This window comes from Phenylobacterium sp. (assembly GCF_036563385.1).
Classification (GTDB): domain Bacteria; phylum Pseudomonadota; class Alphaproteobacteria; order Caulobacterales; family Caulobacteraceae; genus Phenylobacterium.
The window spans coordinates 21,566-35,417 of the sequence record NZ_DATCML010000012.1 but is presented as its reverse complement, the minus strand read 5'-3'; the positions used below and the strand labels follow the sequence as shown (position 1 = coordinate 35,417).

The 13,852-nt window shown below is 70.1% G+C and carries 14 protein-coding genes; 5 read left to right on the top strand and 9 right to left on the bottom strand.

Annotation, left to right across the window (positions count from 1 at the left end):
- Window positions 1–69 precede the first annotated feature (69 nt).
- Entirely contained in the window at window positions 70–4,032 is a 3,963-nt protein-coding gene (locus tag VIL67_RS11325; RefSeq protein ID WP_332049004.1) for an Ig-like domain-containing protein, read from the bottom strand.
- Between the two features lie 305 nt (window positions 4,033–4,337).
- On the opposite strand from VIL67_RS11325, the gene rpsD reads away from it, so the two are divergent.
- The 3 genes from rpsD to VIL67_RS11310 all read left to right on the top strand — a co-directional run bounded on the left by rpsD (window position 4,338) and on the right by VIL67_RS11310 (window position 5,853).
- Window positions 4,338–4,955, top strand: coding sequence for a 30S ribosomal protein S4 (rpsD, locus tag VIL67_RS11320; protein WP_332049003.1), 618 nt, complete (start codon window positions 4,338–4,340; stop codon window positions 4,953–4,955).
- 86 nt (window positions 4,956–5,041) lie between these two features.
- On the top strand, window positions 5,042–5,404 hold the full coding sequence (locus tag VIL67_RS11315; RefSeq protein WP_332049002.1) for a hypothetical protein: 363 nt from the start codon (window positions 5,042–5,044) through the stop codon (window positions 5,402–5,404).
- The gene (locus VIL67_RS11310) at window positions 5,401–5,853 is read left to right on the top strand and encodes a hypothetical protein (protein WP_332049001.1); all 453 of its coding nucleotides are present in this window, start codon (window positions 5,401–5,403) and stop codon (window positions 5,851–5,853) included. Before VIL67_RS11315 ends, VIL67_RS11310 begins: the two co-directional genes overlap by 4 nt.
- Before the next feature lie 30 nt (window positions 5,854–5,883).
- On the opposite strand, the gene VIL67_RS11305 is transcribed toward VIL67_RS11310, so the two are convergent.
- The 6 genes from VIL67_RS11305 to VIL67_RS11280 all read right to left on the bottom strand — a co-directional run bounded on the left by VIL67_RS11305 (window position 5,884) and on the right by VIL67_RS11280 (window position 9,377).
- Entirely contained in the window at window positions 5,884–6,303 is a 420-nt protein-coding gene (locus VIL67_RS11305) for an acyl-CoA thioesterase (protein WP_332049000.1), read from the bottom strand.
- A 15-nt stretch (window positions 6,304–6,318) separates the two neighbouring features.
- Window positions 6,319–6,663, bottom strand: a complete 345-nt coding sequence (gene grxD / locus VIL67_RS11300; protein WP_332048999.1) for a Grx4 family monothiol glutaredoxin — start codon at window positions 6,661–6,663, stop codon at window positions 6,319–6,321.
- 61 nt (window positions 6,664–6,724) lie between these two features.
- Window positions 6,725–6,958 (bottom strand): BolA family protein, encoded by a 234-nt coding sequence (locus VIL67_RS11295; protein WP_332048998.1) that lies wholly within the window; start codon window positions 6,956–6,958, stop codon window positions 6,725–6,727.
- 82 nt (window positions 6,959–7,040) lie between these two features.
- Window positions 7,041–7,604, bottom strand: coding sequence for a hypothetical protein (locus tag VIL67_RS11290; RefSeq protein ID WP_332048997.1), 564 nt, complete (start codon window positions 7,602–7,604; stop codon window positions 7,041–7,043).
- Between the two features lie 131 nt (window positions 7,605–7,735).
- Window positions 7,736–8,143, bottom strand: coding sequence for a VOC family protein (locus VIL67_RS11285; RefSeq protein WP_332048996.1), 408 nt, complete (start codon window positions 8,141–8,143; stop codon window positions 7,736–7,738).
- A 1-nt stretch (window position 8,144) separates the two neighbouring features.
- Window positions 8,145–9,377 carry a serine hydrolase domain-containing protein gene (locus VIL67_RS11280; RefSeq protein WP_332048995.1) on the bottom strand — a complete coding sequence of 411 codons (1,233 nt, stop codon included), beginning with the start codon at window positions 9,375–9,377 and terminating at the stop codon, window positions 8,145–8,147.
- 83 nt (window positions 9,378–9,460) lie between these two features.
- Here VIL67_RS11280 and VIL67_RS11275 point away from each other — a divergent pair, with 83 nt between their 5' ends.
- Together VIL67_RS11275 and VIL67_RS11270 are read left to right on the top strand one after the other, a co-directional pair.
- Window positions 9,461–9,943: a CinA family protein gene (locus tag VIL67_RS11275; protein WP_332048994.1), complete on the top strand. Its 483-nt coding sequence runs from the start codon at window positions 9,461–9,463 to the stop codon at window positions 9,941–9,943.
- Between the two features lie 130 nt (window positions 9,944–10,073).
- The gene (locus VIL67_RS11270) at window positions 10,074–11,960 is read left to right on the top strand and encodes an ABC transporter ATP-binding protein (protein ID WP_332048993.1); all 1,887 of its coding nucleotides are present in this window, start codon (window positions 10,074–10,076) and stop codon (window positions 11,958–11,960) included.
- A gap of 15 nt (window positions 11,961–11,975) precedes the next feature.
- On the opposite strand, the gene VIL67_RS11265 is transcribed toward VIL67_RS11270, so the two are convergent.
- Together VIL67_RS11265 and VIL67_RS11260 are read right to left on the bottom strand one after the other, a co-directional pair.
- Window positions 11,976–12,698 (bottom strand): hypothetical protein, encoded by a 723-nt coding sequence (locus tag VIL67_RS11265; protein ID WP_332048992.1) that lies wholly within the window; start codon window positions 12,696–12,698, stop codon window positions 11,976–11,978.
- Window positions 12,699–12,804: 106 nt separating this feature from the next.
- A complete protein-coding gene (locus VIL67_RS11260) occupies window positions 12,805–13,848 on the bottom strand; it encodes an NADP-dependent oxidoreductase (RefSeq protein ID WP_332048991.1) in 1,044 nt (347 codons plus the stop codon).
- Window positions 13,849–13,852: the final 4 nt, after the last annotated feature.

Sequence of the window (13,852 nt, the reverse complement as noted above, 5' to 3'; positions counted from 1 at the left end):
CTCGGCGGGAGAGGGCCAGGGTGAGGGCGGCGCAGGCAGCCCCGCCTGCGCTCCCGTTGGACCCCCGCGCTAGATCAGGAAGTCCCCCGCCGCCACGTCCCAGGCGCCGGTCAACGAGACCAGCTGGGCGTAGGCGAAGTCTGGCGCGCCGTCCCCATTGAGGTCGCCGCGGTTGGTGGCGACCCAGCCGTCGGAGAACAGCAGGTCGGCGTCGCCGTCACGATCGAAGTCCGAGACCGTGAGGCCGTCGCCGCCGTGGGTCAGGCCCACCACCCGGAAGTTGGCCACGCCGTCGCCGTTCGTGTCGCCGAGGTTGATGGCCAGGGTGGAGCCGCCGCCGCGGTCGGCGAACAGCACGTCCAGGTCTCCGTCGCCGTCGATGTCGACAAAGCCGGTTTCCATGTACCCCGAAGAGGCCAGCGTGCCGGAGTTGTAGAAGTCCGGCGTGCCGTCGCCGTTGATGTCCCCACGGCCCTGCAGGACGTAGGAGCCGCCCGTGTGGGCGGCTACGGCGATGTCCATGACCCCGTCACCGTTCATGTCGGCCACGTCGACCCCGGCCAGGGTGGTGTCCACCGTCGACAGGGTGGAGGCGCGGAATTCGGGCGTGCCGTCGCCGTTGGCGTCGCCGAGGTTCAGCAGCACTGCCAGGGTGGTCTGGCCGGCGGCCGCCCCGTAGGTGGTCAGCAGGATGTCCTTCCGACCGTCGCCATTCAGGTCCGCCACGTCCACCCCGTAGCTGTAGGAGGTCGACGGGCTAGTCAGCAGGCGCATGGCGAAGTCGGTGGTCCCGTCGCCGTTCACGTCCCCGAGGTTCAGGTGCAGCCGGTCGGCCGTGCGGCCGCCCTCGACGATGTCCAGGCGTCCGTCGCCGTTCACGTCGGCCAGGACCACGTCCTGCCACTGGTTCACGCCGTCGCTCGCCAGCGCCAGATAGGAGACGCCGAAGTCCGGCTGGCCGTCCGCGTTGGTGTCGCCGCGGTTGGTCAGCACCGCGCTGCGGCCGCTCCAGTTGCTGACCACCGCGTCCAGGTCGCCGTCGCCGTCCAGGTCGCCCACGTCGCCGCCCCTGGCGGCGAAGCCGCTCAGGATGGTGCGAGCGGCGGTGACGCGGGCGGTGTCCAGCACGCCGTCACCGTTCGAGTCGGTCACCCCGCTCAGCACGCGGTAGGTGGACCCGATGAACGCAAGCGCGTCGGGCTGTTGGGGCACGGGCGCGCCGATCACGTCGGCCGAGCCCTTCAGGGTGACGCTCACCGTCTGGGTGGCCGTTCCGCCGCGTCCGTCAGAGACGGTGATGCTGTAGGTCTGGGTCCGCGTCTCGCCGGCGGCGAGACCGTCGAGCGCGCTGTCGGAGGCCTTGAAGGTCCAGCCCACGCGATCCCCGGCCTGGTCCACCGCGCCTAGCGTCAGCTGGCCGATGTACCCCGCGCCTGCGGGCGTCACGGTGGCGGTGTGCAGGTCGGCGAGATCCGGGTCCTTGAAGGCCACGGTCCCGCCCAGGGTGTGCACGTAGGTGTTCTCGTCCGCCGAGCGGTCGGGCCGCTCGGTGATGCTGTTCGCCGACATGGCTGCCATCGGCTGGACGATCACCGGGGCGTCGTTGGCGCCTGTGACCCGCACCACCAGGGTCGAGGTGGACGTCGCGCCCTGGTCGTCGCGCATCACATAGGTCAGCGTCACGTCCTCGGTCTGCCCGGCCGAGAGCCCGTCGAAGGCGGCGCCGGGGGTGAACAGCACCTTTCCGTCGGCGACCGCGGCCGCGCCCTTGGGCGTGGTGACGGAGACCAGAGTCTTCACGGCCCCCGCGTCGGCATCGACGTCGTTGACCAGCACGTCGACGCTGACGGCCTGGTTCTCGCCGGTTGCGGCAGCGTCGGGCGCGGCGAGCGGCGCATCGTTGGCGGCGGTGATGGTGACCACCGCGGCGCCGAGTGCGGTGAGCCCGCCCTCGTCGGCGATGGTGTAGGTGAGCGTCACGTCCTCGCTCTGACCGGCGGCCAGGCGCTCGAAGGCCGTGCCTGGATCGAACACCAGCTTGCCGTCGACGATGCTGACCGAGCCCTTGGGCGCCTGGGCCGAGACGAGAGTCCGGGCCGTTCCGTCCACGTCCGTGTCATTGGCCAGCACGTCGAGGACGACGACCTGGTTCTCCCCGGTCGCGCCGGTGTCCGCGACGGCCGTTGGCGCGTCGTTCACCGCCCGCACGTCGACGCTGACGGTGGGCGGCGCGCTCTCGCGGCTGCCGTCGGTCAGGGTGTAGGTGAAGCTCGCGGGGCCGTTGAAGTTGGTCGCCGGCGTGAAGGTGACGGTCCCGTCGGCGTTCAGCACTGCCGTTCCGCCGACCCCGCTGGTCACGCTGGCAATGCGCAGCGCCGAGGCTGGGCTGTCCACGTCCGCGTCGTTGCCGGTCAGATCGGCCGCGGTGATCAGGATTGCGGCGTCCTCGAACGCCTGCAGGCTGTCGGCGGCGGCCAACGGCGCGTCATTCGTGCCTGTCACCGTCACCAGGACGTTGGCGGTCGAGGTCGCGCCGTGCTCGTCCCTCATCAAATAGGTGAGGCTGAGCTGCTCGGTCTGCCCCTCGGCCAGGCCGTCGAAGGCCGCGCCGGGATCGAACGCGATCTTGCCGTCCACGATTGAGGCGGCGCCCTTCGGCGCGCTTACCGAGACGAGGGTCCGGGTCGCGCCGGCGTCCACGTCGGTGTCATTGGCCAGGGCGTCGATGACCAGCGCCTGGTTCTCGCCGGTCGTAGCGGTGTCCGCCACGGCCACGGGCGCGTCGTTGGTCCCGGTGACGGTGACCACCACGCTGGACGTCGCGGTCGCGCCGTTCTCGTCCTTCATTACGTAGGTGAGCGTCACGGTCTCGGTCTGGCCGGGGGCCAGGCCATCAAAGGCGGCGCCCGGCTCGAACGCGATCTTGCCGTCCACGATGGAGGCGGAGCCCTTCGCCGCGCTGACCGAGACGAGGGTCCGGGTCGCGCCGGCGTCCACGTCGGTGTCGTTGGCCAGAGCGTCGATGACCAGCGTCTGGTTCTCACCGCCGGCGGCGGTGTCCGCCACCGCGACGGGTGCGTCGTTGGTCCCGGTGACGGTGACCACCACGCGCGACGTCGCGGTCGCGCCCTTGTCGTCCATCATGACGTAGGTGAGCGTCACGGTCTCGGTCTGGCCGGCGGCCAGGCCATCAAAGGCGGCGCCCGGCTCGAACGCGATCTTGCCGTCCACGATGGAGGCGGAGCCCTTGGGCGCGCTCACCGATACCAGAGTCTTGGTCGCCCCGGCGTCCACGTCGGTGTCGTTGGCCAGAGCGTCGATGACCAGCGTCTGGTTCTCACCGCCGGCGGCGGTGTCCGCCACCGCGACGGGCGCGTCGTTGGTCCCGGTGACGGTGACCACCACGCTGGACGTCGCGGTCGCGCCCTTGTCGTCCTTCATCACGTAGGTGAGCGTCACGGTCTCCGTCTGGCCGGCGGCCAAACCGTCGAAGGCCGCGCCCGGATCGAACGCGATCTTGCCGTCCACGATGGAGGCGGCGCCCTTCGGCGCGCTCACCGACACCAGGGTTTTCGTCGCGCCGGCGTCCACGTCGGTGTCGTTGGCCAGGGCGTCGATCAGTAGCCGCTGGTTCTCGCCGCCGCTTGCAAGATCGGCCACGGCCACGGGGCCGTCGTTGGTCCCGGTCAGGGTGACGGTGACGGTCGCCACGCTCAAGGCGCCGTTGCCCATCTGGATGGTGTAGGTGAAGGTATCGGTCAGGGTCTGGCCGGCGCCCAGGGCATTGGCCCGCGCGCTGTCCGCCAGATAGACCACCTTCCCGCCTTCGAGACTCACCCGCGCGCCCGCCGCGGTCACGCCGCTGGTCGCGGGCTTGCCGGGGTCGGCCTGGTTCAGCGAGTAAAGCGACTTGGCCTTGCCGCCGAGGTCGTTGGCCATGACGTCGAGGGTCAGGCTCACGTTCTCGGTGGCCGCCGCGACGTCGTCCTTCGCCTGCGGGGTGTTGTCGATGTTCTTGTCCTGCCCGGCCATCACGCTTCTCGGTCTGTCGTTCAGCGGAGCGCCGGCTTCGGAACGCCGGTTCTTGTCCGCACCGTCTCCTCCCTTGCGACCGGCACGGTTAAGCCATTGCCCAAAAGGCATGGTTTTTCAGTTGGTAGGCTTAACGGGAAGGCGGCCGTCTTGACTCCCGCAGGCCCGCCCAGCATATACGCGCCCTTCCAGCCGCCGGGCCCGCCCGGCCGGCGCCGGAACCTATGACGGGTCGACGCGAAGCCGCCGTTGCAATCGCGCCCTCATATCGAGGGCGCCGGCTCGGGTCAGATGAAGAGTGACTTATGTCCAAGCGCCATAGCGCCAAGTACAAGCTCGACCGCCGGATGGGCGAAAACATCTGGGGCCGCCCGAAGTCTCCGATCAACACCCGCGCCTACGGCCCCGGCCAGCACGGCCAGCGCCGCAAGAGCAAGGTGTCGGACTTCGGCCTCCAGCTGCGCGCCAAGCAGAAGCTGAAGGGCTACTACGGCAACCTGACCGAGAAGCAGTTCTCGCGGATCTACCAGGAAGCCGCCCGCCGCAAGGGCAACACCTCGGAGAACCTGATCGCGCTGCTGGAAAGCCGCCTGGACGCGGTGGTCTATCGCTCCAAGTTCGTGCCGACCCCGTTCGCCGCGCGCCAGTTCGTCAATCACGGCCACGTGCTGGTGAACGGCAAGCGCGTGAACATCCCGTCCTACCGCGTGAAGCCGGGCGACGTGGTTTCGGTGCGCGAGCGCTCGCGCAACATGGCCCTGGTGCTGGAGGCCCTGCAGTCCTCCGAGCGTGACACCCCCGACTACATCACCGTCGACGGCAAGGGCATGGCCGCCACCTTCGTCCGCGCCCCGGAACTGGCCGAAGTGCCATACCCGGTGAAGATGGAGCCCAACCTCGTGGTCGAGTTCTACGCGTCCTAAGACGCCGACCAAGAGCAAGAAACGCGGGGGCCCCGGAGCGATCCGGGGCCTTTTGCTTTGGACCGTCCTGTGGCCCATTGGCGGCGATGAATCGCCGGCTCTTCCTGCTCGCCGGGCTGGCGTCAGCCGGCTGCGCCACGGTCCCCCCGACCCTGCTGCCGTGGACGCCGGGCGAGACGCTGGCCGAACTGGAGCCACTGTACGATGTGGTCGCCGACAGGCGGGGGCTGCGCCTGATCGTGGCGTCTCAGGGCTGCACCGGGCGCGCGGACTGGACCTTCTACGCCGAACCGCGGCCTGGCGGCGTCGCGCTGGCCTTCGCCCGACGCAGGCTGGATCCTTGCCGCGCGCCTGCGGGCGGGCGTGCTGAACTGCTCTTCCGGTGGGAGGAGCTCGGGCTGCCGCCCCGGGCGCGGGTGGCGATCGTCAACCCGATCGGTGCGCCGTGAACCCCGAGCTCTCCGCCACCCTCACCCCCGTCGCCCAGGCAGCGGAGGGATTGCGGGACGACTGGTGGATCATCGGCAGCGCGGCCATGGCGCTGCACGGATTGAGGGGCCTGGATGTCGCGGATGTGGACCTCCTGGTCTCGCCAGACGACGCGCGCCGGCTCGCCGCCCGCTGGGGCGTCGCGCCAAGACCGCCGTCGCCCAGTCCGCGCTTCCGTTCGGAGGTCTATTTCCAGTGGTCCGGGGCGTCCATGCCGGTGGACGTGATGGGCGGCTTCCAGGTGCTGAGCCTGCAGGGCTGGCGCCCGCTCGTACCGCGCACCCGAACGGCGGTGGGCGGGCTCTTCACCCCAGAGTTGGCGGAGCAGATCGATATCCTCGAGCTTTTCGGCCGGCCTAAGGACCTGGAGCGCGCGCAGGCGCTGCGCGTGCTGATCCCGCCACTGTGAGCACGCGCCGACCGGCCGCGCCGCGCTTGCTCAGCAGAACCTCTCCAGCATCCACGCCGGCACGCGCCTTGGCCGGCCGGTGGCCTGCTCAATCAGCACCCATGTGGTGACGGCCTGGGCGCACATGGCGCCGTCGGGGCCGTCGATGCGGACGTAGCGGTCGAAGCGCGGACCTTCAGAGGTCTCGGCGACCCAGGTGCGGCCCAGCGCGGTCTCCCCCGGCAGCAGGGCGCGGCGGTAGTCGACCTCGTGACGGAGCGCGATCCAGGCCCATCTGGCGCGTTCCTCCGGCGGGGCGAGGCTGTCCCAGTGGGCGATCGCCAGCTCCTGGGCCCAGCCCAGGTAGACCACGTTGTTGACGTGGCCGTTGGCGTCGATGTGCTCGGGCTTGGGTTCGAACGGGCGCGAGAAGACCTGCCGGCCCGCAGGCGGCTCCAGCAGTTTCGTCAAGCGCCGGACGGCGCCTTACTGAGCCAGGACGCCCTGTTCTTCCAGGAAGCTCTTCAGCTCCCCGGTCTGGAACATCTCGCGCACGATGTCAGCGCCGCCGACGAACTCGCCTTTGACGTAGAGCTGCGGGATGGTGGGCCAGTCGCTGAAGGTCTTGATCCCTTCGCGCAGAGGCTCGCTCTGCAGCACGTCGACGCCCACGAAATCGACGCCCAGGTGGTCGAGGATCTGCACCACCACGGCGGAGAAGCCGCACCGGGGCTGCTCCGGCTCCCCCTTCATGAACAGGATCACCGGGTTCTCGGCCACCGAGGTGGCGATCCAGTCGTGCACGGGGTTGCTGGTGGCGGCGTCGGTCATGGCATCGCCCTTTCGGCGAGGGAAATCAGTGGGCAAGAGCTAGGGACGGGACCCCTGCGGGTCAAGCCGGCGCGGAGGTCTCCAGGGCCAGCGCGTGCAGCTCGCCGCCCATCCGCCCCTTGAGCGCGGCGTAGACCAGCTGGTGCTGACGAACACGTGGCAGGCCCTTGAACGCCGCCGAGACGATGCGCGCGCGGTAGTGGTCGCCATCACCGGCGAGGTCCGTGACCTCGATCTGGGCGTCGGGGAAGCCTTCCTTGAGGGCGGCTTCCAGGTCGGGTTGGCTCATGGGCATGGGCTGGACTTAAGCGCGCCTCGTCCGAAGGTCCAGAGACCAGCAGGCCGCCGCCGCGCGGAGGCGGCGGCGGCGCTTGGACTCAAGGGTTCGCAGCGGCGTCGCGCGCCATCGCCTCGGCGTCCGACAGGCGCGCGCGGGTCGGGGCGCCCACGGTCGCGGCGGCCGGCGTGCCGAGCTCGGTCGCGGCAAAGGCGTTCGATGCGAACTGCCGACGCTCGCGCAGACGCGCGAGGCGGGCGGTCGCCTCGTCGGCCAGGTTGAAGCGCTCCAGAGGGGCGCCGCGGTTGCGCTGGTCAACGCTGGTCACCCCCCACAGAAACTGGCCGTGCTGAGCCACCCGCTGGTAGAGCGGGATGGCCTGGGCGGGGCGGCCGGTCTGCTCATAGGTGGCGGCCAGGTTGAACCAGCCGGTGACGGTGGCTTCCTTGTCCACCGCGCGCTCGAAGAGGTTGGCGGCTGTATAGCGGTCACCCCACGCGACGGCGGTACGGCCGACGGTCTCGTGCACGTGGAAGTCCAGGCTCTGGGCGTTCGCCAGCGTCTGGGCGGCTTCAGCCCGGGCGGCGGAGTGGTCGACGGTGGCGCAGGCGGTGGCCATCAGCGAGGCGGCGGCGACACCCGCCAGGGTCAGGACGGTCTTCATCGGTCAGCTCTCCAAGGTCGCCCAAGAGCGGCCCGGACAGCGTCATTTGACGCCAGCTGGGCCTTCCCAGGCTTTGCTGGCGCCGAACCAGTGTAGCTTCGCGATTGTTCCCGCTCGCCGAACCCGGTTCCTCAGGCGGGGGTGGCGATCTCGTCGTAGCCGCGGTTCAGGAACTGGACGAGGCAGATTCCATGGCCGAACGGGTCGGCCAGGGTGACGATCCGCCCCCAGCTGTCGGTACGGATCCCGGTCTCGACGGTGGCGCCGGCGGCAGTCGCCTGGGCCAGCGCCGCGTCAATATCGTCGACCACGACGTCAAGGTGCACAGGGCACCAGTGGCGGGCATACCGGCGCGGGTCCGCGCCCGCGCCGGTCGTGCCCTCCGCCTTCTGGAGCAGGTAGAGCCGCACTGGCCAGCCGGCGAGCTCGACGCCGTTGTTCCCGAACCGGCGGAGGGGCGTCAGGCCGAACGCCTCGACATAGAAGCGCTCGGCCGCCGCCCGATCAGGCACATCGATGTTGACCAGCAGGCCGGCCACGTCAGTCGATGATCGCTGAGTAGATGATGCTCTTCAGCTGGCCGCGGAAGTTGAAGGTGCCGGACGGCATCAGCTGGGTCATGAAGACCACGGAGAGGTCCTCCTTCGGATCGACCCAGAAGATGGTCGAGGCCGCGCCGCCCCAGTAGAAGTCGCCCACGCCCAGGCCGCCCGAACGGACCTGGTCCAGGGTGGAGGCGAAGCCCAGGCCGAAGCCCACCCCGTCGTACGCCGTCTCGGAGAAACCGCCGATGGCCAGCTCCGTCAGCTCGCGGCCGCCCGGCAGGTGGTTCATGTGCATCAGCTCGATGGTGCGCGGCCCGAGGATCCGCGCGCCGTCCAGCTCGCCGCCGCGGCGCAGCATCTCGCAGAACCGCAGGTAGTCGGCGCTGGTGCCGACGAGACCGCCGCCCCCGGACTTGAAGCCCGGCTCACGGGTGAAGTTGCTGTTGGCCGGGTCGTCGATCAGCTTCAGCTGCTTGTCGGGTCCGCGCTGGTAGTTGGCCGCCAGCCGTTCGGTCTTGCCCTCGGGGACCCAGAAGGCGGTGTCCTTCATGCCCAGCGGCTGGAAGATCTCGTCCTCGAGGAACTGGGCGAGCGGCTTGCCCGAGATGACCTCCACCAGGGCGCCGCAGACGTCGGTGGCCAGGGAGTACATCCAGGCCGTGCCGGGCTGGTAGCGCAGCGGCACCTGCCCGAGCTTGTCGAGGAAGCCCTGCATGGTGTCGGCCGCGTCGAAGGAGCGGATCTTCAACGCGCGGTAGATGTGGTCGATCGGGTGCTGCACGCCGACGCCAGGCAGGCCGCCGCCATAGGTGAAGCCGGCGGTGTGGGAGAGCACGTCGCGGAAGCTGACGGGCCGGTTCGGCGCCTCGGTCACCATGTCGTCGCCGGACCCCGAAACCCAGACCCGGTGGTTCTTCCACGAGGGGACGTAGCGGCTGACGGGGTCGTTCAGCTGGAAGTAGCCGCGCTCGTACAGCATCATCAGCGCCACTGAGACGATGGGCTTGGTCATCGAATAGATGCGGAAGATGGTGTCGTCGGCCATGGCCTTGCCGCGCTCGCGGTCCATCTGGCCGAAGCTGCGGGCGTAGGCGATGTGGCCGTGCCGCGCGACGGTCACCTGGCAGCCGGCGATCTTGCCGGGCGCGATATAGTTCCGCTCGAGGTGCTCGGTGATCTGCTCGAGCCGGCCGGCGTCCAGCCCCGTCCACTGCGATTGGGCGTCCATGGAAATCCTCCCGGGAAAATTGGTCTTCTTGGAAATGGCGGCCATCATGGGCGCCGATTGCAGCGCGCGCCAAGGGGGCAGGGATGGACGAGGAACTCGAGCGGCTGGCGGCCGAGGTGGGCGAGGCCCTCAAGACGCGGGGCGAAACGGTGTCTGTGGCCGAGAGCTCGTCCGGTGGACTGATCTCGGCGGCGCTGCTCGCTGTGCCAGGCGCGTCGAAGTACTTCCTGGGCGGGGCGGTGGTCTACACGCCCAAGGCCCGCGTCCTGCTGATGGACATCCCGCGCGAGGCGCTGGCCGGCATGCGCTCGGCCAGCGAGCCTTACGCCCTGCTGCTGGCGCGTACGGCGCGGGAGCGGTTCGGCGCGACCTGGGGGCTCAGCGAGACCGGGGCGGCGGGACCGACGGGGAACGGTTATGGCGATGCGCCCGGGCACACCTGCGTCGCCATCTCTGGTCCCATCGAGCACGTGCTGACCATCGAGACCGCCAGCAGCGACCGCTCTGCGAACATGCGTGCCTTTGCAGCCGCGGGGCTGGAGCTTCTGAAACGCGGCCTCGCCTAGGATCCCGGGCTTGCGCGCGGCCTCGCCGAACGCCAGTATCCCGGCTCCATGCAGCGTCCGACCAAGGAGGGCGGGATGAGAACCTTCATGTCCAAGCTCAACCCAGCCCACCCACAGGACATGAAGCTGCATGCTTTCCCAGATCCGGAGGGCGCAGGCGCGCGCAGACGCGCCGGCTAGCGACCCTCACCCGAAGCCGCGCCCGGGGGCTTTCACCCCCGCAGGCCGCCCGGCCGGGGAAATCTCGCCCGCCTCCGCCGCCGCCCCGGCGAAGCTCCGCCGCGCCCGCCTGCGGCGGTTCCTGAGCTATTACCGCCCGCACCTGCCCCTGCTGGCCGCGGACCTGGCCTGCGCCATGCTGGTGTCGGGCACGGCGCTCCTCCTGCCGCTCTGCGCCAACTACGTGACGAAGCGGCTCACCACCATCCCTGACGGCGCCGACGCGCTCGGACAGGTCTGGGCGATGGGCGGGCTGATGCTTGCGGTGCTGGGGGTGCAGGCCGTCAGCGGCCTCTTCGTCGACTACCAGGGCCACGTGATGGGCGCGAAGATGGAGGCCCGCCTCCGTCACGAGGTCTTCGCCCACTGCCAGAAACTGTCGTTCAGTTTCCACGACCGACAGCGGGTGGGTCAGCTCATGAGCCGCATCACCCACGACCTCCACAACCTGGGGGAACTCTACCATCATGGCCCTGAGGACCTGGCCATAGCCGTCCTGAAGTTGGGCGGCGCGGCGGCCATTCTGGCCATGATCGACCTGCCGCTCACGCTGCTGCTGCTGGTGTCCATCCCGCTGGCCACGGCCTATGCGCTGGTCTTCAACCGCCGCATGATGGTGGCGCTGAAGGCCAGCCGCGCCCAGATCGCCATCATCAACGAGCGCGTCGAGGACGCCCTCGGCGGCGTGCGGGTGGTGCAGGCCTTCGCGAACGAGGCGCTGGAAGTCGACCGGTTCGAAGCTGAGAACCGCCGCTTCCTGGAAAGCCGCCGCTCAGGTTACCGGAGCGAGGCGTTCTTTTCGGTCGGGCTGTCGGTCTTCGGACAACTGCTGACGGTGATCGTCATCGTCGCCGGCGCTGTTCGTGTGGCGCAGGCGGGGCTGAGCGTGGCCGACCTCCTGACCTTTCTGCTCTGCGTGGCGGTCCTGGTCGACCCGATCCAGCGGCTGGCGAACTTCGCGCGCCTCTGGCAGCAGGGCTACACCGGCTTCACCCGCGTCATGGAGATCCTCGAGGTGGAGCCGGACGTCCGCGACTGGCCGGGCGCGGCGGCCCTGTCCCGGCCGCGGGGCGACATCGCCTTCCATGACGTAAGCTTCCGATACGGCGAGGGCGAGCGCCACGTGCTGCGGGGGCTCGACCTGCACATCCGGCCAGGCGAGTTCGTTGCGATCGTCGGCCCCTCGGGCGCCGGCAAGAGCACGCTCTGCGCTCTGATCCCCCGCTTCTACGACGTGACAGCGGGCGCGATCACCATCGACGGGGGCGACGTGCGTGACGTGCAGCTCTCCTCGCTGCGAGGCCACATCGGTCTGGTGCAGCAGGACGTGTACCTGTTCGCCGGCACGGTGGCCGAGAACCTGCTCTACGGCCGGCCGGACGCCAGCTGGGAAGAGGTCGTGGCGGCGGCGAAGGCGGCCAACGCCCACGACTTCATCATGGCCCTGCCGAACGGCTACGACACCGACATTGGTCAGCGCGGGGTGAAGCTGTCCGGCGGCCAGAAGCAGCGGCTGACCATCGCCCGAGCCTTCCTCAAGGACCCAGCGATCCTGATCTTCGACGAGGCGACCAGCGCGCTCGACAACGACAGCGAGCGGGCGGTGCAGCAGGCGCTCGGCCGCCTCGCCAGCGGGCGGACGACCATCGTCATCGCCCACCGGCTGAGCACCGTGCAGCGGGCCGACAGGATCATCGTGCTCGCCGAACAGGGGATCGTGGAGGAGGGGACCCACCACGACCTCCTGGCGGCGGGCGGCGCCTACGCCCGCCTCTATCGAGTGCAGGGCAGCCTCTGAGGACGCCCGGCGGCGTCAGGCCTGCGGCGCGGCCTCCCCGGCCGCGTCCGGCTTGCCGCCGCCGTAGCCGAGCATGTCGGACAGCCGCTGGGCCAACTCGCGCGACGCGGCCATGACGGCCTTGTCGAGCTCGCCCGCGGACTCGGTCACGGCCACGGTGTCGCCGCGGTGTGGCATGGCCTGGATGGTGCAGGTCTTCGCGCCTGGGCTGCCGACCGGCGTCTGGTCGGAAAGGAAGATCTGCACCTCCGAGAGGTCGCGGTCGAAACGGGCGATCGCGCGGCGGACACGCTGCTCCGCTTCGCCGGAGACACCGGCCGCGTCGTCCAGGTCGCCCTCGTAGGTGACCCGCACCGGGGTCCCATGCCCGGCGTCCGGCGCATCGGGCGAGCCGGCGTCCTCAGGCGCCCCGTTGCGGAAGCTGCGGGGCTCGCCGACCGCCTCGCGCGCCGCCATGTCGGCCTCGCGGTCGTGCTGGGAACGGTTGGGTCGCCAGTCCTTGCTGGACGTGGGGCTGGGCGTTCCGGTGGTGTGCGACTTGGAGCTTCGCAGCGCGTCCACGTGGCTGTGCTTCTCATCCCGCTCGCCGCCGCCGCCGGAAGACTGGCTGACGCGGGGATTGGTGCTGGCGGCGCCCTCGGGTTGCGCCGGGGGCTTCGGCGGCATGGGCTTGGTGCGATCCTCGTGGCTGGCTCCCGGGCCGCCCCAGCGGACGGTGTTCGGATGCTTATCGGGCATGGCTCGGTCTCCCTGGCGGTTGATGACGCGCGTTGCGCGGCTCGCCGCATCAATCGGGAGGTGGGACGTTTCGTTTCGTCGCCGGTGGAATGTTGGCCTGCGGCTCTCAGGCTGTCGCCAAGGTGGGATCCTCGGAGACCCGCACCAGCATCTTGCCGAAGTTGCCGCCGCGCAGCATCTCGGCGAAAGTCGCGGGGATCGTTTCCAGACCCGCCCGGATGTCCTCGAGGTAGCGGACCTTCCTCTCGGCGACCCAAGGCGCCATGTCCGCGAGGAAGGCGTCGTGGTGGCTTTCCACATAGTCGCCGACGAAGAGGTCGCTGACCGCCACGCCCCGCGCCTCGGCGCGGGCGGCCTCCGCCGCGCGGGCGTCGCCGCCCGTGTCGCCGTAGTGGGCGATCAAGCCGCAGATGGTCATTCGCGCCCCGGGGCGGAACAGCGGCAGCACGGCGTCGAACACCGCACCGCCGACGTTCTCGAAGTAGACGTCCACCCCCTGCGGACACGCCGCGGCCAGGTCCTCGGCGAAAGTGGGGCTGAGGTGAGAAACGCAGGCGTCGAAGCCAAGCTCGTCCACGACGAATCGACACTTCTCGTCGCGGCCGGCAACGCCGACGACCCGCACGCCACGGAGCCTGGCCAGTTGTCCGGCGATCTGCCCGACGCCGCCGGATGCGGCCGAGACCACCGCCGTCTCACCTGGCTTGGGATCGCACTGCAGGATCATGCCGGCGTACGCGGTGAGGCCGAGCATCCCCAGCACGCCGACCGCATGGGAGATCCGGCCTTGTGACGGGTCGAGCTTGCGCGGGACCATATAGCCCGGCCGCGGCACGCCTTCTCCCATCAGGCCGTACTCGGCCCAGCCGTTGGTGTTGAACACGAAGTCGCCGGGCGCCAGGCCCGGGATCCGGCTCTCCAGGACCTGGGCCACGGTGCGCGCGTGGCAGGGCGCGCCCGCCGGCTCCACGCGGCGGCGCTTGTAGCCCCATTGGTAGGGGTCCAGCGAGACATAGATCGTGCGGGTCAGCGCTTGGCCTTCGCCCGGCGTGGGGATCGGCGCCTCGCGCATCTCGAAGGTGTCGTCTTCCGGCCAGGGCGGCACGGGGCCGTCAGCAAGCGTCCAGTAGCGGTTCGTGGTGTCAGCCATGGCT

Excerpts from the sequence above, each read along its gene's own strand:
- VIL67_RS11325 (WP_332049004.1), bottom strand. The coding sequence starts at position 4,032 with ATGGCCGGGCAGGACAAGAACATCGACAACACCCCGCAGGCGAAGGAC.
- rpsD (WP_332049003.1), top strand. The coding sequence starts at position 4,338 with ATGTCCAAGCGCCATAGCGCCAAGTACAAGCTCGACCGCCGGATGGGC.
- VIL67_RS11315 (WP_332049002.1), top strand. The coding sequence starts at position 5,042 with ATGAATCGCCGGCTCTTCCTGCTCGCCGGGCTGGCGTCAGCCGGCTGC.
- grxD (WP_332048999.1), bottom strand. The coding sequence starts at position 6,663 with ATGACCGACGCCGCCACCAGCAACCCCGTGCACGACTGGATCGCCACC.
- VIL67_RS11295 (WP_332048998.1), bottom strand. The coding sequence starts at position 6,958 with ATGCCCATGAGCCAACCCGACCTGGAAGCCGCCCTCAAGGAAGGCTTC.
- VIL67_RS11290 (WP_332048997.1), bottom strand. The coding sequence starts at position 7,604 with ATGAAGACCGTCCTGACCCTGGCGGGTGTCGCCGCCGCCTCGCTGATG.
- VIL67_RS11280 (WP_332048995.1), bottom strand. The coding sequence starts at position 9,377 with ATGGACGCCCAATCGCAGTGGACGGGGCTGGACGCCGGCCGGCTCGAG.
- VIL67_RS11275 (WP_332048994.1), top strand. The coding sequence starts at position 9,461 with ATGGACGAGGAACTCGAGCGGCTGGCGGCCGAGGTGGGCGAGGCCCTC.
- VIL67_RS11270 (WP_332048993.1), top strand. The coding sequence starts at position 10,074 with ATGCTTTCCCAGATCCGGAGGGCGCAGGCGCGCGCAGACGCGCCGGCT.
- VIL67_RS11265 (WP_332048992.1), bottom strand. The coding sequence starts at position 12,698 with ATGCCCGATAAGCATCCGAACACCGTCCGCTGGGGCGGCCCGGGAGCC.
- VIL67_RS11260 (WP_332048991.1), bottom strand. The coding sequence starts at position 13,848 with ATGGCTGACACCACGAACCGCTACTGGACGCTTGCTGACGGCCCCGTG.